The 21,534-nt window shown below is 55.8% G+C and carries 27 protein-coding genes and 3 pseudogenes; 10 read left to right on the top strand and 20 right to left on the bottom strand.

All coding sequences use genetic code 11. From position 1 onward, the window contains the following. Positions 1 to 2: 2 nt before the first annotated feature. Entirely contained in the window at positions 3 to 1,562 is a 1,560-nt protein-coding gene (gene ftsY, locus ABOC21_RS26960; protein WP_426813910.1) for a signal recognition particle-docking protein FtsY, read from the bottom strand. Between the two features lie 193 nt (positions 1,563 to 1,755). Between ftsY and rsmD the strand changes: the two genes are divergently transcribed. Both rsmD and ABOC21_RS26950 read left to right on the top strand, forming a co-directional pair. Next, positions 1,756 to 2,352: a 16S rRNA (guanine(966)-N(2))-methyltransferase gene (rsmD, locus tag ABOC21_RS26955; protein WP_426813909.1), complete on the top strand. Its 597-nt coding sequence runs from the start codon at positions 1,756 to 1,758 to the stop codon at positions 2,350 to 2,352. Then, the gene (locus tag ABOC21_RS26950) at positions 2,342 to 2,620 is read left to right on the top strand and encodes a DUF1145 family protein (protein WP_426813908.1); all 279 of its coding nucleotides are present in this window, start codon (positions 2,342 to 2,344) and stop codon (positions 2,618 to 2,620) included. The genes rsmD and ABOC21_RS26950 overlap by 11 nt, the downstream gene beginning before the upstream one ends. An 11-nt stretch (positions 2,621 to 2,631) precedes the next feature. Here the strand turns inward: ABOC21_RS26950 and ABOC21_RS26945 are convergent, their stop codons facing one another. Further along, entirely contained in the window at positions 2,632 to 2,982 is a 351-nt protein-coding gene (locus tag ABOC21_RS26945) for a DUF2500 domain-containing protein (protein WP_426813907.1), read from the bottom strand. Between the two features lie 191 nt (positions 2,983 to 3,173). On the opposite strand from ABOC21_RS26945, the gene ABOC21_RS26940 reads away from it, so the two are divergent. Beyond that, positions 3,174 to 3,800, top strand: a complete 627-nt coding sequence (locus tag ABOC21_RS26940) for a lysoplasmalogenase (RefSeq protein WP_426813906.1) — start codon at positions 3,174 to 3,176, stop codon at positions 3,798 to 3,800. 78 nt (positions 3,801 to 3,878) lie between these two features. Beyond that, a pseudogene (zntA, locus tag ABOC21_RS26935) lies at positions 3,879 to 6,072 on the top strand (Zn(II)/Cd(II)/Pb(II) translocating P-type ATPase ZntA). Between the two features lie 39 nt (positions 6,073 to 6,111). On the opposite strand, the gene tusA reads toward zntA, so the two are convergent. Further along, positions 6,112 to 6,357, bottom strand: a complete 246-nt coding sequence (gene tusA, locus ABOC21_RS26930) for a sulfurtransferase TusA (protein ID WP_426813905.1) — start codon at positions 6,355 to 6,357, stop codon at positions 6,112 to 6,114. 233 nt (positions 6,358 to 6,590) lie between these two features. On the opposite strand from tusA, the gene ABOC21_RS26925 reads away from it, so the two are divergent. Both ABOC21_RS26925 and ABOC21_RS26920 read left to right on the top strand, forming a co-directional pair. Beyond that, positions 6,591 to 7,256 carry a 7-cyano-7-deazaguanine/7-aminomethyl-7-deazaguanine transporter gene (locus ABOC21_RS26925; RefSeq protein WP_426813904.1) on the top strand — a complete coding sequence of 222 codons (666 nt, stop codon included), beginning with the start codon at positions 6,591 to 6,593 and terminating at the stop codon, positions 7,254 to 7,256. A gap of 73 nt (positions 7,257 to 7,329) precedes the next feature. Further along, positions 7,330 to 7,887 carry a DcrB family lipoprotein gene (locus tag ABOC21_RS26920; RefSeq protein ID WP_426813903.1) on the top strand — a complete coding sequence of 186 codons (558 nt, stop codon included), beginning with the start codon at positions 7,330 to 7,332 and terminating at the stop codon, positions 7,885 to 7,887. Positions 7,888 to 7,905: 18 nt separating this feature from the next. Here ABOC21_RS26920 and ABOC21_RS26915 read toward each other — a convergent pair. After that, positions 7,906 to 9,109 (bottom strand): annotated as a pseudogene (locus tag ABOC21_RS26915) (MFS transporter); the annotation flags it as partial. A 507-nt stretch (positions 9,110 to 9,616) separates the two neighbouring features. Between ABOC21_RS26915 and ABOC21_RS26910 the strand changes: the two are divergent. The 3 genes and pseudogenes from ABOC21_RS26910 to ABOC21_RS26900 all read left to right on the top strand — a co-directional run. Then, complete coding sequence (locus ABOC21_RS26910) at positions 9,617 to 10,006, top strand: lipoprotein (protein ID WP_426813902.1); 390 nt, start codon at positions 9,617 to 9,619, stop codon at positions 10,004 to 10,006. Between the two features lie 464 nt (positions 10,007 to 10,470). Further along, entirely contained in the window at positions 10,471 to 11,193 is a 723-nt protein-coding gene (locus tag ABOC21_RS26905) for a beta-ketoacyl synthase chain length factor (RefSeq protein ID WP_426813901.1), read from the top strand. Beyond that, positions 11,190 to 11,783: pseudogene (locus ABOC21_RS26900) on the top strand (lysophospholipid acyltransferase family protein); the annotation flags it as partial. The gene ABOC21_RS26905 and the pseudogene ABOC21_RS26900, both read left to right, overlap by 4 nt. 152 nt (positions 11,784 to 11,935) lie before the next feature. Here the strand turns inward: ABOC21_RS26900 and ABOC21_RS26895 are convergent. The 16 genes from ABOC21_RS26895 to ABOC21_RS26820 form a co-directional block, all read right to left on the bottom strand. Beyond that, a complete protein-coding gene (locus ABOC21_RS26895) occupies positions 11,936 to 12,298 on the bottom strand; it encodes a Mor transcription activator family protein (protein ID WP_025712890.1) in 363 nt (120 codons plus the stop codon). A 15-nt stretch (positions 12,299 to 12,313) separates the two neighbouring features. Beyond that, positions 12,314 to 12,748 carry a gp16 family protein gene (locus ABOC21_RS26890; RefSeq protein ID WP_426813900.1) on the bottom strand — a complete coding sequence of 145 codons (435 nt, stop codon included), beginning with the start codon at positions 12,746 to 12,748 and terminating at the stop codon, positions 12,314 to 12,316. Then, positions 12,745 to 12,954, bottom strand: coding sequence for a hypothetical protein (locus tag ABOC21_RS26885; protein WP_169516475.1), 210 nt, complete (start codon positions 12,952 to 12,954; stop codon positions 12,745 to 12,747). The genes ABOC21_RS26890 and ABOC21_RS26885 overlap by 4 nt, the downstream gene beginning before the upstream one ends. 10 nt (positions 12,955 to 12,964) lie before the next feature. Continuing rightward, entirely contained in the window at positions 12,965 to 13,093 is a 129-nt protein-coding gene (locus tag ABOC21_RS26880) for a hypothetical protein (RefSeq protein ID WP_267498872.1), read from the bottom strand. A 135-nt stretch (positions 13,094 to 13,228) separates the two neighbouring features. Next, positions 13,229 to 13,951, bottom strand: a complete 723-nt coding sequence (locus ABOC21_RS26875; protein WP_426813899.1) for a DUF2786 domain-containing protein — start codon at positions 13,949 to 13,951, stop codon at positions 13,229 to 13,231. Further along, the gene (locus ABOC21_RS26870) at positions 13,941 to 14,135 is read right to left on the bottom strand and encodes a hypothetical protein (RefSeq protein WP_032742822.1); all 195 of its coding nucleotides are present in this window, start codon (positions 14,133 to 14,135) and stop codon (positions 13,941 to 13,943) included. Before ABOC21_RS26870 ends, ABOC21_RS26875 begins: the two co-directional genes overlap by 11 nt. Beyond that, entirely contained in the window at positions 14,136 to 14,321 is a 186-nt protein-coding gene (locus ABOC21_RS26865) for a hypothetical protein (protein WP_426813898.1), read from the bottom strand. It abuts the gene before it with no gap. A 77-nt stretch (positions 14,322 to 14,398) separates the two neighbouring features. After that, on the bottom strand, positions 14,399 to 15,010 hold the full coding sequence (locus tag ABOC21_RS26860) for a DUF3164 family protein (protein ID WP_151467621.1): 612 nt from the start codon (positions 15,008 to 15,010) through the stop codon (positions 14,399 to 14,401). A 16-nt stretch (positions 15,011 to 15,026) separates the two neighbouring features. After that, on the bottom strand, positions 15,027 to 15,242 hold the full coding sequence (locus ABOC21_RS26855; protein WP_016808602.1) for a hypothetical protein: 216 nt from the start codon (positions 15,240 to 15,242) through the stop codon (positions 15,027 to 15,029). A 12-nt stretch (positions 15,243 to 15,254) separates the two neighbouring features. Then, positions 15,255 to 15,527, bottom strand: coding sequence for a hypothetical protein (locus tag ABOC21_RS26850; RefSeq protein WP_426813897.1), 273 nt, complete (start codon positions 15,525 to 15,527; stop codon positions 15,255 to 15,257). Further along, positions 15,528 to 16,697, bottom strand: a complete 1,170-nt coding sequence (locus ABOC21_RS26845; protein WP_426813896.1) for an ExeA family protein — start codon at positions 16,695 to 16,697, stop codon at positions 15,528 to 15,530. It abuts the gene before it with no gap. Between the two features lie 12 nt (positions 16,698 to 16,709). Further along, positions 16,710 to 18,494, bottom strand: a complete 1,785-nt coding sequence (locus ABOC21_RS26840; protein WP_426813895.1) for an integrase — start codon at positions 18,492 to 18,494, stop codon at positions 16,710 to 16,712. Positions 18,495 to 18,783: 289 nt separating this feature from the next. Next, complete coding sequence (locus tag ABOC21_RS26835; protein ID WP_426813894.1) at positions 18,784 to 19,425, bottom strand: hypothetical protein; 642 nt, start codon at positions 19,423 to 19,425, stop codon at positions 18,784 to 18,786. 141 nt (positions 19,426 to 19,566) lie between these two features. Continuing rightward, entirely contained in the window at positions 19,567 to 20,403 is an 837-nt protein-coding gene (locus ABOC21_RS26830; protein WP_426813893.1) for a hypothetical protein, read from the bottom strand. Positions 20,404 to 20,525: 122 nt separating this feature from the next. Beyond that, entirely contained in the window at positions 20,526 to 20,831 is a 306-nt protein-coding gene (locus ABOC21_RS26825) for a helix-turn-helix domain-containing protein (protein WP_064144158.1), read from the bottom strand. 53 nt (positions 20,832 to 20,884) lie between these two features. Then, positions 20,885 to 21,073: a DNA-binding protein gene (locus ABOC21_RS26820; RefSeq protein ID WP_152215465.1), complete on the bottom strand. Its 189-nt coding sequence runs from the start codon at positions 21,071 to 21,073 to the stop codon at positions 20,885 to 20,887. 99 nt (positions 21,074 to 21,172) lie between these two features. Here ABOC21_RS26820 and ABOC21_RS26815 point away from each other — a divergent pair, with 99 nt between their 5' ends. Beyond that, on the top strand, positions 21,173 to 21,526 hold the full coding sequence (locus ABOC21_RS26815) for a helix-turn-helix domain-containing protein (protein ID WP_426813892.1): 354 nt from the start codon (positions 21,173 to 21,175) through the stop codon (positions 21,524 to 21,526). The last annotated feature ends 8 nt before the right edge of the window (positions 21,527 to 21,534 follow it).

Genomic DNA, 21,534 nt, shown 5'->3' with positions numbered 1-21,534 from the left:
TATTAATCCTCTCGGGCAAAAAGTGCCTCAATAAAGTCGCCCGCGTTAAACGGACGTAGATCCTCAATACGTTCACCAACGCCAATATAGCGAATCGGAATGCCGAACTGGTCAGCGACCGAGAAGATAACTCCACCTTTCGCGGTGCCGTCCAGCTTGGTCAGCGTGATGCCGGTCAGGCCAACGGCCTCATGGAACAGTTTGGCCTGGCTAATCGCGTTCTGCCCGGTGCTGGCGTCAATTGTCAGCATCACTTCATGCGGCGCATTTTCATCCAGCTTCTTCATCACGCGGACGATTTTCTTCAATTCTTCCATCAGGTGCGATTTATTCTGCAGACGGCCCGCCGTATCGGCAATCAGGACGTCAACGTTGCGCGCCTTGGCGGCCTGAATGGCGTCGAAAATAACCGAAGCCGAGTCCGCGCCGGTATGCTGCGCAACCACCGGGATATTATTCCGCTGACCCCAGACCTGCAGCTGCTCGACCGCGGCGGCACGGAAGGTATCCCCCGCGGCCAGCATGACCGATTTGCCCTGCTGCTCAAACTGACGCGCCAGCTTGCCGATGGTGGTGGTTTTACCCACGCCGTTAACGCCAACCATCAGAATAACAAACGGCGTTTTCCCTTCAACGTTCAGCGGCTCGTCAACCTTAGCCAGAATATCGCCCATCTCTTCTTTCAGCAGGCCATACAGCGCTTCGGCATCGCGGAGCTGCTTGCGGCTGGCCCCTTCGGTAAGGTGGCTAATAATCTTACGCGTCGTTTCCACGCCCACGTCGGCGATCAGCAGCTGCTCTTCCAGCTCGTCAAAGAGATCATCATCTATTTTTTTGCCGCGGAACAGACTGATAAATCCGGAACCGAGGTTCTGTTTGGTTTTAACCAGGCTGCGCTTGAGTCGGGCGAAGAAACCTTCTTTCGTCGGCTTCTCCTGCTCGATCTGAGCGGCGTCCTGCGGCTCGCTCTGCTCCTCAGCTTCTGCCGCCAGCGCCTCTTCCAGCTCGTCGTCCGACAGCGCAGGTTCGTCCTCAATCAGCGCCTCTTCAACGACGGCAGCCTGCGGTTGGGCGATAATCTCTTCCGGCAGCTGTTCAACAAGCGCTTCGGCAACCGCCGGCTGAGCAATCACCTCTTCCACCAGCGGCTCTTCTACCGGCGCTTCTTCGACGACGACCGGTGCAGCTTCCGGCTCTACGACAGCCGGCTCGGCGGCAAGTTCTTCTTCCGCTTCGCCAACGGCCGGCGCAGCGTCTATCGCGACGGCCGGCTGCGCAATCTCTTCAACGGCGGTTTCTGCCACCGCCGGCGAATGCGGCAGCTCGCTTTCGACAACCTGTTCGCTAACCTCAACCACCTCAGCGGCAAAGGCCTCCGGGTCCGCCTTCTCCGGCGCCGGGGCGCGCTCCGTTTCGGCCTCAGCCGGCGCTTCCGCGGCAGGAGCCTGCTCCGCAGCGTCCTGCAGCCCTTCTACTTTTTGTTCAACTTCCGTTTCCGGCGCCTGCTCTTTTTGTCCAAAGCCCAGCCAGGAAAAGAAGCCACGTTTTTTCTCTTTCGCCATTTGCGACTACACTCCTCGCTGATTATTCATGGCACAGCTTCGGCATATTCGGTCGCGGAAGCTGAAAAATAATGAAATTAGTCGGATAGTCTATCACTTAACTTAACGCGCATCACCGCCCCCGGATTAAGGTTTCGTCATCCGTCTTCGATCGCTAGAATAGCAGGCTGGAAGTTGAGACTTGAGCAGAGAGATGAAGAAACCAAACCACGCAGGCAGCGGCCAGATCCGCATTATCGGCGGACAGTGGCGGGGCCGAAAGCTACCGGTGCCGGAGAGCCCGGGCCTGCGCCCGACCACCGACCGGGTTCGTGAAACCCTTTTTAACTGGCTGGCGCCGTCTATGGTCGACGCGCGCTGCCTGGACTGCTTTGCCGGCAGCGGCGCGCTGGGGCTGGAGGCGCTCTCCCGCTACGCGGGCAGCGCTACGCTGCTGGAGATGGAGCGCGGCGTTGCCCAACAGCTGCAGAAAAACCTGGCGACCCTGAAAGCCGGCAACGGCACGGTGGTCAACGCCAATACCCTGACCTGGCTTAATCAGCCCGGCACGCCGCACCAGATAGCGTTCGTCGATCCGCCTTTTCGCAAAGGGCTGCTGGAAGAGACGCTGCGGCTGCTGGAGAACAACGGCTGGCTCGCCGACGAGGCGCTGATCTACGTCGAGAGCGAAGTCGAAAATGGGCTACCGCCGGTACCGGCAGGCTGGCACCTGTATCGTGAGAAAGTGGCCGGACAGGTCGCCTACCGCCTCTATCAACGAGAGGCACAAGGAGAAAAGAATGCTGATTAATCTGGGCCGGGCGCTGATGCTGTGCGTATGGGCGTTTTTGCTCTTAAACCTGTTTCAGCCTTTCCCTAAGCCGCTGAATATTTTCGTCAACGTCGCGCTGATCTTTATGATCCTGATGCACGGCCTGCAGCTTACGCTGCTGAAGGCCACTCAGCCGAAAGATGCGCCGCCGCTGGGCCGCGGCGAGCAGGTGCGCATTTTTATCTTCGGCGTGTTCGAGCTGGTCGCCTGGCAGAAAAAGCTCAAGGCTACCCTGCGTAAGAAGTGAGGGCGGCAGGCTCAGGGATCTGGCGTAAACGCGACGAACCTTGAGCCTCTGTAACTCAGCACTCCCCTGTCGCCGACGCTAAGCGCATGATACTGCGCCTCTTCGAGACGAAAGCTGACTTCGAGCCCGCCGGTTTCCGGCCTGAAGCTGACGTCATAGCGCATCTCGCTGCCGGCCGGAGCGACGGTTTGCTGGCGCGAGCGGCGATCGTTAATCACTCTTTCCCGCTTGTTGCTGACCACCACCTGCCTTTGCAGCAGCGGCGCGGCGTCGTTGTCCCTGCTTTCCCGTCGCTGCTGCGCGTAGCGAACCGATGCCGCTATCACAATGATGGCCACGACAATAATAAAAAACAGCGGCATTTTGCCCATTCGTCTTACTCCCAGGAATTCTCAGGAATCAGCATACCGCGCCTTGATTAACGTTGTCATCTGCCCGCCCGAGCCACTACACTGAGTTTTAGTACCATCAGTACAACTACTTATACCCTATGCATTTCGGGTTGCGGCCCGCAAGGCGGCGGGTATAGCGATAACAGATACAGGGACTCACTATGCTTTGGTCGTTTATTGCTGTCTGTTTTTCCGCATGGCTTTACGTCGATGCGTCCTATCGTGGACCAACCTGGCAACGCTGGTTGTTTAAACCCGTCACGCTGATTCTGCTGCTGCTCCTTGCCTGGCAGGCGCCGATGTTCAACGCCATCAGCTATCTGGTGCTGGCCGGCCTGTGCGCCTCGCTGCTCGGCGACGCGCTGACCCTGCTGCCGCGTCAGCGGGTGATGTACGCCGTCGGCGCATTTTTCCTTTCGCATCTGCTCTATACCATCTGGTTCGCCAGCCAGATGACGCTGTCATTTTTCTGGCCGCTGCCGCTGGTGCTGCTGGTCGTTGGCGCGCTGCTGCTGGCAATTATCTGGAGCCGGCTGGAAGAGATGCGTCTGCCGGTCTTCACCTTTATCGGCATGACGCTGGTGATGGTCTGGCTGGCGGGCGAGCTGTGGTTCGTGCGCCCGACCGATACCGCGCTCTCCGGCTTTATCGGCGCCGCCTTCCTGCTGCTGGGCAATATTGTCTGGCTGGTCAGCCACTATCGCCGCCGCTTCCGCGCCGATAACGCAATTGCCGCCGCGTTCTACTTCGCCGGGCACTTCCTGATCGTGCGCGCGCTGTACCTCTAATTTAACGCTTGACTCTGGAGTCGACTCCAAAGTGTATCCTCTGGGCAATGAGAAAATTATCATTACCCGGAGGGTCTCATGTCGACTCCAGAAGCTCAGGATAAAAAGGTCCCGCAGTTCTCGTCATTCACATTAAAACCCGCTGCCGCACAGCCGGACAGACTGCTGTACGGACTCTTCCTGCACGGCGCAAACCCGCGAGGAACCCCTGGAAACCGCGCGCTACAGCTGGCTGGTCGACGGCATGGACTGCGCCGCCTGCGCCCGCAAGGTGGAGAATGCCGTACGCCAGGTGCCGGGCGTCAGCCAGGTGCAGGTGCTGTTTGCCACGGAAAAGCTGCTGGTGAACGCCGGGAGCGATATCCGCCCGCAGGTGGAAAGCGCGGTACGTGCGGCGGGCTATACGCTGCGCGATGAAGATGCTCCGCAGCAGGAGACCTCCAGGCTGCGGGAGAATCTGCCGCTGATAACCCTGGTGCTGATGATGGTCCTGAGCGGGGGGCTGGAGCAGTTTAACCACCCCTTCGGCGAGCTGGCCTTCGTCGCCACCACCCTCGTTGGCCTGTGGCCGGTCGCGCGCCAGGCGCTGCGGCTGATCAAAAGCGGCAGCTGGTTCGCCATTGAAACGCTGATGAGCGTCGCCGCCATCGGGGCGCTGTTTATCGGCGCCACCGCCGAAGCCGCGATGGTGCTGCTGCTGTTCCTGATCGGCGAACGCCTTGAAGGCTGGGCCGCCAGCCGCGCTCGCCAGGGCGTCAGCGCGCTTATGGCCCTCAAACCCGATACCGCCACGCGGGTCCGCGACGGCGTACGGGAAACCGTCGCCCAGCGCGACCTGCGCCCCGGCGATCTGATTGAGGTCGCCGCCGGCGGGCGCCTGCCCGCCGATGGCCGGCTGATGACGCCGTTTGCCAGCTTCGATGAGAGCGCGCTAACCGGCGAATCGGTCCCGGTGGAACGCAGCTCCGGCGAACGGGTGGCGGCAGGCGCCACCAGCGTCGACCGTCTGGTGCAGCTGACGGTTATCTCCGAACCCGGCGACAGCGCGATCGATCGTATCCTCAAGCTGATTGAGGAAGCCGAAGAGCGCCGGGCGCCCATTGAGCGCTTTATCGATCGCTTTAGCCGTATTTATACCCCGGCGATTATGCTCGTCGCCCTGCTGGTGGCCATCGTACCACCGCTGTTTTTTGCCGGCGCCTGGCTGCCGTGGATCTACAAAGGGCTGACGCTGCTGCTGATCGGCTGTCCGTGCGCGCTGGTGATTTCCACCCCGGCGGCAATCACCTCCGGGCTGGCGGTCGCGGCCCGTCGCGGCGCGCTGATTAAGGGCGGCGCCGCGCTTGAACAGCTCGGGCAGGTTCGCCAGGTCGCCTTTGATAAAACCGGCACCCTGACCGTCGGCCAGCCGCGCGTAAGCGCGGCGATTGTCACCGCCGACCTCGATGAGAACGGCCTGCTGGCGCTGGCCGCCGCGGTGGAGCAGGGCTCCAGCCATCCGCTGGCCCAGGCCATCGTCCGCGAAGCGGAGCAGCGGGGGCTAAGCGTCCCGGCCGCCAGCGGCCAGCGAGCGCTGGCCGGTTCCGGCATAGAAGCCGAAGTCGCAGGCCGTCGGGTGCTGATTTGCGCGGCGGGTAAAGGTACGGCTGCAGGGTACGAAGAGCAGATCCAGCAGCTGGAGAGCGCCGGCCAGACGGTGGTGCTGGTGCTGCGTGAGGATCTCCTGCTCGGTATTCTGGCGCTGCGCGATACCCTACGCGACGACGCCCGCCAGGCGGTGGACGCGCTGCATCAGCTCGGCGTACAGGGGGTGATCCTCACCGGCGATAACCCGCGCGCGGCGGCGGCCATCGCCGGCGAGCTGGGGCTGACGTTCCGCGCCGGGCTGCTGCCTGCCGATAAGGTCACGGCGGTGATGGCGCTCAACGCCGAAGCGCCGCTGGCGATGGTCGGCGACGGCATCAACGACGCGCCGGCGATGAAGGCGGCCACCATCGGCATTGCGATGGGCAGCGGCACCGACGTGGCGCTGGAGACCGCCGATGCGGCGTTAACCCATAACCGCTTAACCGGCCTCGCGCAGATGATTTCGCTGGCTCGCGCCACCCATGCCAACATCCGGCAGAACATCGCCATAGCGCTGGGTCTGAAGGGGATTTTCCTGGTCACCACGCTGCTCGGCCTGACCGGACTGTGGCTGGCGGTGCTGGCGGATACCGGCGCCACGGTGCTGGTCACCGCCAACGCCCTGCGGCTGCTACGCCAGAAGTAGCTGGCGCACTCCCCGCTGGCGCTGCGCTTGGCGGGGAGCTCAGTGGTTTTTACGAATCAGATAGCGGTACGGCAGGGCGCTAATCTCCTGAGCAACCAGCTCATGCTCCATAAAGCGGCAAAAGCCGGGAATATCGCGGGTTGTCGCCGGATCGTCGGCGATAATCAGCAGCGTCTCGCCAACCGGCATCGTGCGCACGGTCTTGCGCACCATCATTACCGGCTCCGGGCAGCGTAGCCCCTGGGCATCCAAAGTGTGGTCAGGAGTGGAAAAAAGTTCGCTCATTATCATCTCACGTCAACAAAACGGCCCTAGTTTACCGCCCCCCGCACGCGACGCAAGCCAGGTTAACGTTTGCGCGAAAAACAACCGTTGCATTACGTCCGCAACGCAGTATCATGCAGCCGTTTTTAATTGGGTTCCCTCACCCCAAATTTCAGTCCCTCACTCATTCGTGTTGTAGACAAGCGGCGACGCCTCTGCAGCCTGAAGGATAACGGGCATAAAAAGGTCACAATATGAATCCCTTTACTACCGTACAGCGTAAAAAAGCGCTGGTCTGGCTATCGCTATTCCATTTACTGGTGATTACCTCCAGCAACTATCTGGTGCAGCTACCGATCTCCATTTTTGGTTTCCATACCACCTGGGGGGCGTTCAGCTTTCCGTTTATTTTCCTCGCCACCGATCTGACGGTACGCATTTTTGGCGCGCCGCTGGCGCGACGCATTATCCTCGCGGTGATGGTCCCGGCGCTGCTGATCTCCTACGGCGTCTCCGCCCTGTTTTATATGGGCGAATGGCAGGGCTTTGCCGCGCTCACGCACTTCAACCTGTTCGTAGCGCGTATCGCGGTCGCCAGCTTTATGGCCTATGCGCTGGGGCAGATCCTCGACGTCCACGTCTTTAACCGCCTGCGGCAAAATCGCCGCTGGTGGCTGGCGCCCACCGCCTCCACGCTGTTTGGCAACGTCAGCGACACCCTGGCCTTTTTCTTTATCGCCTTCTGGCGCAGCCCGGACCCCTTTATGGCGGCCCACTGGGGAGAAATCGCCACCGTCGACTACTGTTTCAAGGTACTGATTAGCATCGTATTCTTCCTGCCAATGTACGGCATGTTGTTGAATATGCTGCTGAAAAAAATGGCAGATAAATCTGATTTGTCCGCAATGCAGCCAGGTTAAGAGTACTCGCAGACTGATGTGATAAGATAAGCGCATGAGCCGTTAATGGCCGTTTATCGAAAGGAAGATGTCAATGCGCAATTTGGTTAAATATGTCGGTATTGGCCTGCTGGTTATGGGTCTTGCGGCCTGTGATAACAGCGATTCAAAAGCGCCAACCGAAGGGGCTGCGGCTGAAAGCAACGCCAGCGGGCAAACCGTGAGCCTGCTGGACGGCAAGCTGAGCTTCTCCCTGCCCGCGGGGATGACCGACCAGAGCGGTAAGCTCGGTACTCAGGCCAACAACATGCACGTCTATTCTGACGTAACGGGTCAGAAAGCGGTGATCGTGATTGTCGGCGACAGCACCAATGAAGATTTAGCCGTACTGGCTCAGCGTCTGGAAGAGCAGCAGCGCAGCCGCGATCCGCAGCTGCAGGTCGTGACCAATAAATCGATTGAGATCAAGGGCCACCCCCTGCAGCAGCTGGACAGCATCATCTCCGCCAAAGGACAGACCGCCTGGTCTTCGGTTCTTCTCGGCAAGGTGGATGATAAATTGCTGACCCTGCAGATCACTCTGCCGGCAGACAACCAGCAGCAGGCGCAAACTGCGGCGGAAAACATCATCAATACCCTGACCATTCAGTAATTCGCGGTCAGACGTTATGGCCTCCGGTGTCGCCGCCGGGGGCCATTTTTTTTAACCGCCATCCCAGCAGTAGGGCTATCACCACCAACCCCGCCGCGGCCAGATAAATTGTCGATATCCCCGCCCACGTCATCAGCAGTCCGGCTAACGGTCCGGTAAGCCCCAACGAGAGATCCATAAACACCGTATAGGTCGCCAGCGCCGAGCCCTGATTTTGTTGCGGTACTGCCTTAACCGCCACCACGCCAAGTGCCGGAAATACCAGCGAAAAGCCGGCGCCGGTAAGGAAGGTTCCCGCTTTAGCCATCAGCGGCGTCTCCGCTACCCCGACCAGCAGCAGCCCAATAAGCTCAACGCCAAAGCACAGCATCGCCACGTTCAGCCCGCCGAGGCGATGAATACCGTTGGGGAAAAGCAGCCGCGTACCGACAAACGCGCAGCTGAACAGCGTCAGCGCAAAAGCCGCGCCGTCCCAGCCTTTGGCGTCATAAAACAGGGTAATAAAGGTGGCGATCACGCCAAAGCCTGCGGAAGCCAGCGCCAAGGCCATTCCGTACGGCCAGACCCGGCTCAGCACCGCACGAAACGACATCGCTTTGCCTTTCATTGCCTTGACCGGGGTCCGCGGCAGCGCGCAAAGAATAGCGGTCAGCGCCACCAGCATAATGGTCAGCGCCAGCCCATAAAGCCCACCAAAGGAGAAGCACAGTACGCCGAGCGGCGCACCCATCGCCATTGCCCCGTAGGTGACGATACCATTCCACGAAATGACCCGGCCGATATGCAGCGATCCGACAACCCCAACGCCCCATAACGTCGAACCGGTGCCGGCGAAGCTTTGACCAATACCAAGGATTACGCGGCCAAGGCACAGTAGCGCCAGGCTTAAAATCGGCCAGCCGCTTGCGCCCGCAGCGAGCAGGTAACACAACCCGCTAAGCAGGCAGCCGCATAGACCAAACACCACAATTTTTTTCGGCCCCAGCAGATCGGCGTAGCGTCCGGCATGAGGGCGGCTCAGGAGAGTCGCGAAGTATTGCAGGCTGATCGCCAGCCCGGCCCAGAAAGCGCTAAACCCCATCACCTCATGGACATAGCCAGGCAGTACCGCCAACGGCAGGCCGATCGTCAGGTAGCTGGCAAAATTAAAAATAACCACCGAGACAATCCGCAGATTGAGGCGGAATCCGCTAAGCGCCGTTTCGGCAACGGGTTCGGGCATTGGGCTCACCAGATTTATACCACTCAGTTTTTCACTATTACCATGTCATCCATTGAAAAGCAGCTACCAGAACAGAATATTGATTTACGCTTTCCGTCACGCAGTCAGGGGAATAAAGCTGAACTCCCCTGCGTTCTGAGCGCCAGGATATAATGCCCCCATTATATAGCCGGGTAATAGTTTGCTTATTATTAAACGATGTGAATGATATAACTGAATAAGCCGACTGATTAATTTGATGGTGAAAAATAGCGATGATTGTATAATTTTTGTGAACTTTAGGCTCTCAAAGGAAATTTTAACCGTCTGAAATCCATCATCATTACTCATTACCGCTGGTGACCTCGCGCTCTATGCTTTATGATGAAAACCCTTCTCGCCCGACGTCAAAACGGAAACGCGCGAGATATTTACCTGGGACATAATTCCGGCCCGGTGAGACTGATATTAATTATTCTTAGCATTGGGCATCTCATCATATAACCCATAATTCGACAGGAAGCGTTCATGAAAAAGGTTGTTAAGTGGCTGGCGGCTATTGCCGTTATCGGGACATTGGCAGGCTGCGCCCGTACGGCGCCCATCGAACAAATTCAGACGACGGTCAGCGCAGGTCATACCGATGCTCAGGTAAAAAACGCTATTCTCAGAGCCGGCATACAGCGCCAGTGGATAATGTCGGAAACGGCGCCGGGTATTATCAAAGCCCGCCAGCAGGCGCGCGATCACGTCGCTGAAGTGCAAATTAACTATTCCGCAACCGGTTATTCCATTCATTACGTCAGCAGCCTCAACCTGATGGCCTCCGGCGGTGAAATCCATAAAAACTATAACCGCTGGGTACATAATTTGGATAAAGACATCCAGGTTAATTTGGCGGCGGGAAGCGCCCTGTAAGCGTTCGCTCCCCGCGCTCCGGCACGAAATGATTAGGAACAGGTCGTTTTCTTACCCCTAAAGAGGAATATAGCGCCCGGCGCTATATCTGCATCATCCCGCTAACGCCAGCCGGCAATCGCCTGAAGGCGCGCGGGATATGCCGGGCCGCCATTTGATTCGGCATTATCCTATGTATTCGCGAACCGCCCTGTACGATATGTGGTTGGCACCGCAGACAATGCGCGTCGGCCCGCGGGCAGAACGATGAAAATATTCGGCTCATGCTCTTAGATTTGTCACAATAAATTGCACTGATGCGCGAAAATATCGAAAATACGCGAAATCGATCGGCAAATAATGCGGGCAGCGGCGCTGCCCGATAACCTGGCGCCGGTCATACTGTATTGGCAGGCCAGCAGAAAAATAACAAGGTCGCGTTAAAATCGCTACCGGAATCACCGATTTACCGCGGACTCGCGTTGATGAAATTTGCACTAAACATAATTGACTGGCAGGGCAGAGCCCCAGGACTTAGCGAAACGACGCAGTGGCAGCAGTGGTCACGGCTTTCGCACGCCATCGATCCGGCGGCGCCTCAGGCAAAGCTCAGCGAATTGCCAATGATGACCGCCAGACGACTCAGCTCCGGCAGCAGGCTGGCCGTTGAGTGCGGGCTGGCGATGCTGCGCCGCCATCCCATCGATGCCGTGCTGTACACCAGCCGCCACGGCGAGCTTGAACGCAACTACCGCATCCTGCACGCGCTGGCGACGGAGCAGGCGCTCTCCCCTACCGACTTCGCGCTCTCCGTACACAATTCAGCGGTCGGTAACCTGACCATTGCTGCCCAAAGGCCGGTCGTCTCCTCTTCGCTCTCCGCCGGGCGGGATACCTTCCAGCAGGGGTTGTGCGAAGCGATGTGCCTGCTACAGGCGGGTTATCAGCGCGTGCTGATGGTCGATTTCGACGGTCATCTCCCGGAGTTTTATCACCCGTATCTTCCCCCCGCGATGCCGACCTGGCCCTACGCGCTCGCGCTGGTTATCGAAGCAGGCGAAGAGTGGCGCTGCTCGACGCAGCGCGCCGCGCCGGGTGAAGAGGCGGAGCTACCGCAGAGCCTGCAGTTTTTACGCCACTATCTGCAGGAGAGTCCGGCCTTTGCCCTCGCCGGCGAGCGCCTGCAGTGGCAGTGGAGCCGCTCATGAACGGCCTTCTGTCACGCATTAACCGCGCCTGGCGCGGGCTGATGACCGGCGTCTGCTTCGCGCTGTTCGGCCTGGGCGGGCTGCTGTTGTCCGTGGTCTGGTTTAACCTGTTGCTGGTGGCGATCCGAGATAAATCTCGCCGCCGTCGCCTGGCGCGACGCAGCATCTCGGCCAGCTTTCGCCTCTTCTTAACGGTGGTCAAAGCCGTCGGGGTGCTGGATTACAGGATCGTGGGCGACGATCTCCTGCGCCAGGAGCGCGGATGCCTGGTGGTGGCTAACCATCCAAGCCTGATCGACTACGTGATGCTGGCTTCGATCATGCCCGAAACCGACTGTCTGGTAAAAAGCGCCCTCCTGAAAAACCCGTTCGTCAGCGGCGTGATCCGAGCGGCGGACTATTTAATTAACGATCAGGCCGATGCGCTACTGCCCGCCAGCCGGCAGCGGCTGCAGCAGGGCGATACCATTTTAATTTTCCCTGAGGGAACCCGCACCCTGCCGGGCGAACCGATGGTCCTTCAGCGCGGTGCGGCCAATATTGCCGTGCGCTGCGCCAGCGATTTGCGCGTAGTGGTCATTCGCTGCAGCGTGATTAGAAGTGAGATAAATGAACAGGGATAAGCGAGATAATTGTGGGATTCTGTGGCTATCCCGGGGATTTATTGGGATGGTTACTGTAAAACCATTACATACAGTGAAAAAGAAATCGGGCAGAGAAATTTATTCATCTGCCCATAATTTTACTCGTTATCACCAAAGGAAAACAACTGTGGTTGACGGTGTGCCATCACTTGTTTGTGTACACGGTGAATCAGCTTCCGTAGCCCCCGTTCAGTAATGCCGTATTTCGTACTTAACTCAGCCCAGTTATTCCCCCGAAACTCTTCATAAATCTGCATATCACGCAGAGACAGCTTATATGCGTAGTCACGAGGAAAGGTGAAGTTTTGCCCGCCAAAGTGAGATGCCAGAAAATCTGCCACAGCCAGCCCCAATTGTTCAGCCTGTTCGGATGATAAACCGTAATCAACGCCGGTCTCAGTAACGTGGTCGGCAACTTCAGACAGCAGTTTATGCCGCTTATGCTCCATTGGTGTTGTCATGGTGACCTCCAGAAATCACTTTGCGCCCTGCGGTTCTTCCAGAGCCTTGCGTTCGCGTGTCTGCCACTGCTTCAGTGTCTCAATCACACGGCTTGCTGCCGATGTATTGAGCCAGTCTATGCGGCTGACGCCCGTTATGCGATGCACGTAGACGTTGATTGCCCGCTCGGTGCGGTCGCGAATAAAACCTTCGTCAGCCATTTCCAGCCACAGAGCCCGGATTTTCTTCGACTGGTCGTCGGTGGCTGTGAGCTTTTCTTTCTTCTGAGTCCGGACCTTAAACCCGATTTTCTTCATCGCATCGAGGATCTGGTTCAGTTGCCCGAGATTCATTTCACGCGTGGATTCGACGCCAGCGTAGGTATTCAGCAACTGGCGGTAAGTATCTTCATCCATGCACAGTTCACGCTTTGCCACATGGATGATTTTAATCAGTTGGGAACGGGTCATTTACCTGCCTCCTGAGTAACAAGGGGCGAATCCGGGGTATTGACCTTGCCCGGACCATGAGCCAGGGCAAGTGCTGCAATAACAATAAATGAACCGATGACACCCAGCATGACTGGTACAGGGCTTAGATTATCTGCCGACAAATACCCAGCCATGATGGCGAGTAAAAGGCCGATAATGGTTAAAATCAGTGCGCCGATAATCATTTTATCTCCATCAAAGTAAATTAAAAATGAAGAAGCCGGTTAAAGCAGCAAATACAGTTCCCAGAATTAACCACCAGAACCCCTTACGCTCTTGGGAGGACTGAAAACGGGAGGCTTCAGCTATAAGTTTTTTATTCATATATGTAAGCCTCTTACGGTTTATTAAAATAATCCAGGGCAGCGATAACGGTGTAATAACCGATAAACCCGACAGCAACCCAGATGACAACGCAGCCCAGTACGCACAGTAAAAGAATATTTCCGACAGTTAGCTTCATGACTTGTACTCCAGAGAAAGGGCAGAATCTTTACCGGATACGCCGTGATTTAAACGCGCTTTTAATCCCTCGTTAAACCCCGCTTCCGCTGCATCCTGATCACCCCGGCATTTTTTAGCTTCACGGGGTTTAAGATCGGATAATTCCTGCTCTTTCTTCATCTTCGCCAGAAAATTCGCCATCAATGTTTTTTCGGTTTCAGTCACTATAAATGGCTCTATCGCCTGATACGCGCCTTCAGCCCACCCTTCACAGAACTGGTCTGCGCGGGCTGTTTTAGTGGACGGCTTGATATTCTTACGCAGAGAGCTAATAAAGGTACGGCGGGCTTTGACCATCTGGCGAGAAAGCACATCAAAGGCATAAGCGGCAATTTCCGGGCGCTCATCCGGACCATAAAAAATGACGGTGTTTTGCTTCTGGCCGTTCATATAGTTGCGGCGAAAAGAGTAATAGCAGTTAACACCCATAGCACGGCAAATTAACTGGCCCAGAAACGTCATATAACGGGGGATGCTTTGTGCATGGGATGGCGCACCTTTACTGGCCTTGCTGGTGATATCCATCAGATCGATATCATTCTGGCTCAGCTTGTGCTTACGCATCAATGCCTGCGCCTGATTGAGCGCATTGGCCGCTTCATGAGAATTCGAACTGCGACGGGCCAGATTCAGGAGCTTTTTGATTTTGGCCAGGTACTTTTCAGTTTCATTTGTCATTTTCATCACCAGTCAGAGGTTGTAATTCAGCTGTGGGGACAAAAGCGTTATAGGAAAGTCCGCAGTGAGGGCATTTCAGAATCAGGTCGATACACCACGTACCATCAAAACTTTCCATAATGGTCGCTTGCTCAAAATCCAGATCATCGACTGGGTTGTCGCAACGTTTGCATAACAGAGACATTTATTCTTCCTCCCGCCAGACTTCCCCACAAATCAATAATGCGCCCGGTGAGATCTCATGAATGACGTCTGCGACCAGCTCGCAGGACTGCTTATTCAGATAGATATCTTCAGTAACAGGCAGTGCGTCACAGGCATCTGTTCCGCAGGCTGATACCAGTAAAATAAAACCGGCTAATGTCAGCATAAATAGTCCTATTGCTAAATCCGGCGTGCAGAATCCCACGGCACTGACGCCGGATTAAAAAGAAATGGAAAAATAAATTAAATAGCAGCGATATCTAACGGTATATTAACCAGCTTCCCGGACTTATCTTTCTCCCGGAAATTAATATAGGTTTTGGACATGGCCACCTGCAGCGATTCCGATATTGCATCCATTGCCTTAATCCAGCGCTCATCCTGAATTTTTACCCTTCGCAGGGAGAGAATACGCCCGGTATTTAGCTGTCCCTCTTTATCAACCTGGAAGGCATCGGTGACAATCGCCTGCAGGTTGGCATTAGCGCCTTTCGACCAGTCGGTAACACACTCATCAAACAGCTCCTTGGCTATCTGCAACTCCGGTCCGAACGTCAGTGTTTCCTGTACACGGATAGTAATTTGCTGACTACCGTCAAAAGTGGGGAATGTCACATTGCCCTTGGCACCACCTCGCGTTCTGCCGAATTTCTCTGCCACAAGGTCAAGCCAGGCATAGCATTCATTAAAAGCACGGTCTTTAAATTCACTCAGGTCGGCATTCTTGGCCTTCGCCGCAGCAACCTGTTCCCGGACAAAGCTGTCCATCGCCAGATCGTAATCAGAAATCTGGCTTATCGGAACCAGGCGACCTTTACGGTCTTTCATATATTCGTCTTGATTAATCGTCGTCATAATATGACCTCAGTATTTAATGTGATTTGCCGGAAGGCTGCAGATAATCAGCTGCAACCCGATATCCGCTCTGTTTCAGTTTGTTGAGAACAGATTCATTTACAACGGGCTTTAATGACTCAAGCGTCGCCAGCTCACTTTCACTCGCATCTTTTGTATTTGCGCCCGACATTTTGCAATAAATAAATCCTTCTGGTGTCAGTGCGATATAAATCTCTATCTTTATTGCCATGATATTATTCCTTCAGTGAAGTAACGATTCTGACCAGATTACCCTGCAGCCATACAACTCAATTTCTCCCTGCCGAAATCGCCCCTGATGGTCAATACCGGTCATCATATAACCGGACTCCAGCTCCCGGAATTGACTGACGCACGGACTGTCACGGGAGACGCGAATAACCGGCTTTCCTGAATAAATCATGATGCAGGCAACCGGTGTATTCATGGCGTTGAGTGCGGCAATGGCTGTCATCACATTGGCCAGCTGTTGATTAATATTCGGGACTGTTTTCACTTAAACCCCCTTAATAACATCAGCGTTAACGACAGGAACGCCGAGCTGCGCGGCCATATTCATGGCGGCAATAATCAGATTGCTGATGGCCAGAGGGTATAACAGGCTTACAACCCCCCGGCGACCGCCAATATTGTTGCTGAGGCGTGCGCGAATCGCGTCGACGGCACTGTTATCAAGAACATCCGAGACGGATTTACCAGCCCGCTTAAATTTGAACTCCAGGAACCGCTCCAGCTCCGTATCCAGCGGCAGCAACTCGACGACCTCGCAGCGCTGTACAACCTCGCGCACCTCCTGGTTACGTTCTGACAGCTTCATCGCGAGTTCAGGCTGGCCAATCAGCACGATGGACAGCAGTTTTTTAAAGCCATGTTCCAGCTCAAAGAAGCGCTTCAGGTGCTTCAGCGTGGGCAGCGGCAGTGAGTGAGCCTCTTCAATCACCAGAACGTGGCTGTAACCGGCGTTACTGGAGTCCTTCAGTACACGGTGTAACTGGCGAAAACGGGCTTCCTGGCTGCGTTTGACGCCTTCCAGCGGTGCGATGGTGCTGATGATCGCCTCGGCGATGCTGGCCGCTTTCAGGGTCTTGCCTTTATTGTCATTGTCCTCCATCGCAATGATGTAGGGCTCAATGACGATGACCGGCGTATTCTCGCGGTGGATACGTTCGATCAGGTCGCGGCGCAGCGTGCTTTTCCCCGCCCCGGATTCGCCGATAACCGCCATAAAACCACCGTGCCGGGCCGTCTGATACAGCGCCTCGCGGACGTAGCGGATATCCGGCGTGGTAAACACATCCTCCGAACTCTGCATCGCGTCATCTGCAAACGGGTCACGGAAAATACCGAATTGCTTTTTGGTGACTGGATTTAATACCTGTTTTGCCAGTAACATATTCTCGTCCTCTTCGTTATTTGCCTGTTGCGGGACGGAGGTACTGGCGGATTCCGCCGCCAGTACCTCATCAAACGCCCGGGACAAGTCCTGTCCGAGCCCGCGTGATGCCAGAAAATTCATTATTTTTTGCCGCACTTCTTCAGGGCGACGCTTCGGCCAGATGCCGTGGTTAATCAGCTGTGAAACGGCGGGCTGCGAAACAGCTGCAGTTGCAGCAACTTCTGTCTGTTCGATACCGTGCTGCTTCATCAGGTCTTTCAGTACCAGCATGGGTGCCTCCGGTTAATGGCCGTTAACGATGCTGAGTCGCGGCGCTTTGTTCCCGGCCAGCTCCTGCACGATGGCGTCAATATCTTCGGCGGGAACGCCTTCAGGAAAGCGACTGACCAGCTGCGCGTAGTGTTCCGGGAACCAGTTATGGCCAGCCGCAGTCAGGCGCTCACGCAGCAATTTAGCTGCCTCAACATGAGATAACGGGCGCTGCTCGATGCGCGGGCCACGCACCTGACTTTCCTGGCCGCGTTTTGGCAGATAGGTCGGGTGATCGTCGCGTTCAATATCGAGATACGGGTTGAAACGTCCCCCGAACGGCAGGGATTTGCCTTTTCTCGCGGCCTCTGTCTCTTCCTTGCTGGCGGTGCCGAAAACGTGCTGCTCAACTTCATCAAGATGCTGCTGGGCGACGGTCTGGGGCAGCGGTTTAAAGCTCTCACCGATAACCGGGGCATCAACAGCAAAGCCGTGTTCGTCTTTCTGCACCTCGTCAACCAGGAAGAACGATTTCAGACCATCCTCGCCGGTCATCACCACCTGAGCCTGATCGTCACGGTAGAGGTTACGGGCAACCATCACGCGGTCATTCACACAGACACCCGGCACAGCGGAAACGTCATACTGCCGCCCCCGGAAACGTACCCGGACAAAGCTGTCCACCTTGCAGCTGACCGGCGCTGACACCGCTGCTTCCCGGCAGACCTCAACAGAGGGGGCCTTGACCAGCTGTTCTTCGGTGATCAGCAACCATTTATCCGTGCGGGCCATACCGTAACGGCTGTGAATGGCCGTGCGGTTGAACTTCATCCGCCACAGACGCGCCAGGCGGTTCAGCTCGTCAATGCTCTCCACCCGGCAGAAGCGCAGGCCGTGTTCAAAATCCCGTTCGAGAATGTCACGGGCCTTTTCCACCGAGCCGGTGGCCCGGGCGTTGCGGGCTTTGTGCGCAATCAGCCTGATACCCAGCGCCTGGCACAGGTTGCCCATCGTAGGAGACTTCAGGGCTGCGCCGGGGTCGGTGAACAGCACCTTCGGCACCCCGTGTAATATGTCCGCGCCGCCGCGTTCCTGCATCATATTGATGAGCACCGAGGTGAAGTTCTCGGTGGTTTCGCCACCGAACCGGTACTCCAGGTAGATCCACCCGGTGGTGTGGTCGGTCCCTTCAAAAGACCAGACGCGGTCATTGACGACTTTGGCCACGTTGGCGGGTTTGTTCTTGTTGAACTCCTTTTCGTCCATGATGCGCAGCCCGGTATCACCTTTAATCCCTTTGGCCGGGTTTTTGAGGTAATACAGCACGCAGATGGACGCATCCAGCTGCCAGACGTGGTTTGGGTGGCGGCTGGCCAGCTGCACCGCCGGAGCCGGGGCCCGCAGCTGGTCAGGGTGCAGGCGATACTGGCGCAGGGCACGAATAATAGCGCTGGCCGACAGCGGCACAATCTCACCGGTGGACTCATCAAGCCTGCCGCTGACGATCAGACCGTTATCACGCAGGCTGTTGATGGCTTTTTCCACGCTCAGGGTACGCTTGCCCGTCCCGCGGATGGTTTCCATCAGGGTGCCGGAAATGGTCATCGCCTCATCGCGGGTCAGCGCGGAATCACCGGCGTCTGAGCGCTGTTTTCTCGGCTTCTGCAGGCGGACGGCATTCAGTTTTTTGAGCAATGTTGCACGTGACATACACAATTCCTCGCAGGCGGCCTGATACACTGCTTCTTTTTTGCCATGCCCGGCAGCGCTGGCCGCTTCGGCGATGGCAACAAGACGTTGAGTCAGTACTGGATTCATTCTGCCCCCATAAAAAATGAGGATGTTTTTATGACAGAAAGTACCGAAGCCCTGGGTTTTGCCTTCAGAAAACTCGTTGAGGCCCTGCATAAAACGGGCGCTGTTGACGCCCGGGCCGTTGCCAGAGAAATAGAACGAGACCAGGATGCACCTGCTGACATTGCCGGGGAGTTAACGTCCCTCGCAACTGACGTCAGGAAACTTGCCGGGGATGCCGAAGCATCACTTAACGGATATTCACCGGCACCGTGGGGGTATACGTTTGATCTCATCGTTCAGTACCTCATCATCAAAGAGAGTTCGTTTGATCACCTGGACTTTGCCGGGTATCTGGACGTTTGTCTGATGGGGATGGAGAATCATTCGGCTCCTGACCACCTGCTTCGGGCTGTACGGGACCTTGCTGATTACAGCCGGGGGACCCGGCATCTTGACCCGATACTTCGGACGTCTCTTTCTGATCGTCCCTGCGGGACCTCTGACGATGAAAAGCCCTGATGTTTTCTAATGCGACCCATGCATAGTAGGAAAGCTCAAGCTTGCGGGCCTGCTCCCGGGTTTTAACGCCATTCCGGAACGGTGACAGCATCTGTTCCGGCATACCTTGTTCAACGGCGTAATCCAGAATTGTATTCAGTTCTTCCAGGCTCATATGCCGGGTCGCATAATCACGCTTCTGCATGGCCGACAACTGGTAAGCTGTATGAGGCTGGCTGTATTTCTGAGCAATCTCGGCAGCAGTCAGTTTCTGACGGTGTTGTTCTGAAGTAGAGGAAGTAAACACCAGGTTCTTGCCATTGCTTTTGACCTGCTCGGCAAACATCCGGTTGTTTGCTTCAATCTGGGCCCACCTTTCACCCAGAACGCGCTCCTGATGCCCACGCTGGATCTGGCGAATTTTTCCCTTCAGCAGACGTTCCATCGCCGCCATGAAAGGCCTGGTATCTTCGGCGGTTACAGTCAGTGCAGCTGGCTGTCCCTGGTGGTGATGGTGAAGCCGTTGGCCATATCGGGTACATGGCGGCACAGGGCCGCGCCCAGCGCCTCTGGTGAATCAATAACAGCGGTAGTTTTATCCATTATTTTCATCCTCTTGCTGTGCTTCTTTTACCCAGTCCGGTATCACGCTGGTCTCGCGGGCTTCCGGCAGGCTGAATTCCTGACGCAGCTCTTCAAACTGCGCCTGAAGGTCATCGAGAAGACCTGCCATCATGCCGGTATGGTTGATGCCGGTACGTTCGGTATGCTCGGTCAGCGCGTTGAAGCCGCTTTTAAGGTCAAAGAATGCGCTGAGAACCCCGCTTTTAAAGCCAGTGACCTCGGTCTCAAGCGCTACGCCTTCTTCATCAGGTGTTTCAGTGGCGGAGCGGCGAACCAGCCGGGATTTAAGCTCTTCTTTTTCATTGCGCATCGTGCCGAGCTCTTCTTTTTTCTCGGCCAGCATCTGGCGACTGATTTCGAGGTCGGTTTTCAGCTCTTCTTTCTCGCGGGCATGTTTGGCGATCATCTCTTCAGCCAGGTCCAGCAGCGCGTTTTTGTCGCCTTCTTTGGCCACCTCAATCAGGGCGCTTTTCTGGTCTTCCGGCAGGCGACGGAACTGGCGCAACTCCCGGTAACCGATGCCCATGCGGGACATGGATTCCAGAGCTTCTTCACCGAAGGAGCGTAGGTTTGCAATATCGCGATCAATCTGATCAACAGATCGCCCAAGAAGGTTGCAGAATTCTTCCCAGGTCCCAGATAATTTCTCCGCACAGGTGCGGAGTTTCATGCCCTCAATTTGGCGATATAGCTTGTTTTCTTTGACAAATGCCAGTTTTGAGATCCGCACCGTGCGGGAAAAATCTTCGAATGCGCCAGCCAGTCTGAGCTTGCCCCAAAAGTTGATTAACAAGGTCTCGCTCGCCATTCATCTGGCTGCTGACCGTGGCCATCAGGTTCTGGGTTGCTTCCAGTTCTGGATTTAACGTTACGTCCGGTATTAGTTGAGCAGGTTGTGATTTGGTGCGTGCCATTGTTGTTTTTCCTTAATTACCGACTACCGGCAATAACGCGCTGGTTCAGTTCATCAATGCGCCCCTGAGCGCGGGCAATTTCATTACTGTGAGCAACAGCGATCTGCAGAACCTGGACGCTTAGGGCAAAACGCCCGTTATCCAATTTCTGGGCCAATCCTTCTTCAATAAGGGTATTGAGGGCGCGGTTTATGTTGGCCGGAGACTCATCTAGTGCTTTCGCCAGCTCGCTGTTGGAACGACCACTGAGCGAAGAACCTTTCAGCGCTTTGAGAACCCGCAGGATACGGCCACCGGATGTGGATGTGATTGCTTTGGTCATGTCACATACCTCTTTTTTATATGCGAAACACTGTTACACTTATTGCAAGCATTTCAGGCTGCAACGTTGCCGGGTTTGAGGCCCAGCTTGACGGCGATCTCGTGCGATTTACCGTAGTTGGCTTTTGTCTGGCCGTTGAGAACCCGGTAAACCTCGTTCCGGGAGTAGCCATGCTCTTCAGCCCACTGGGTGAAAGTAACCCCCCTTTGGCGAAAGAGTGATTTGACTTGTTCTGCAGTCATCGTTGTCCCCTTTATTGATGCAATGATGTTTGCCTTATGTGTGTTAGATTATGGTGCAGAAAATCTCACCAGTCAATTTTAAAGTGCAGAAAAACTCACATGATCGGTTTGCGTATAAAAGAAGAAAGAGAGCGGCTAGCCCTTACGCAGCAAGGGTTGGCTGATGCTATTGAAATAGCAAAAAGAACGTTGATTGATTGGGAAAAGGGAAGGACATCGCCGAATGCAGTGCAGTTATCTGCACTGTCTGGGCTGGGGGTAGATGTTTTGTACATAGTTACAGGGATTAGGAATGCTTCTCTACCAGCAGTTACGACAGCATCTTCACTAACTAAACGTCAGTCGGCTCTGCTTGATAATTACGAGAATACCGATGAAGCAGGCAAAAAAATCATTGAGGCTACTGCCGCTGAAGTTGCGCAACAGATAGGTCTCATGAAAAGATCTGGCTAGTCTTTGAG

The sequence above is a fragment of the Klebsiella sp. WOUb02 genome (assembly GCF_050058015.1).
Lineage (GTDB): Bacteria > Pseudomonadota > Gammaproteobacteria > Enterobacterales > Enterobacteriaceae > Klebsiella.
Note: the sequence above shows the minus strand (reverse complement) of the source record. Positions and strands in the feature narration are given on the sequence as shown.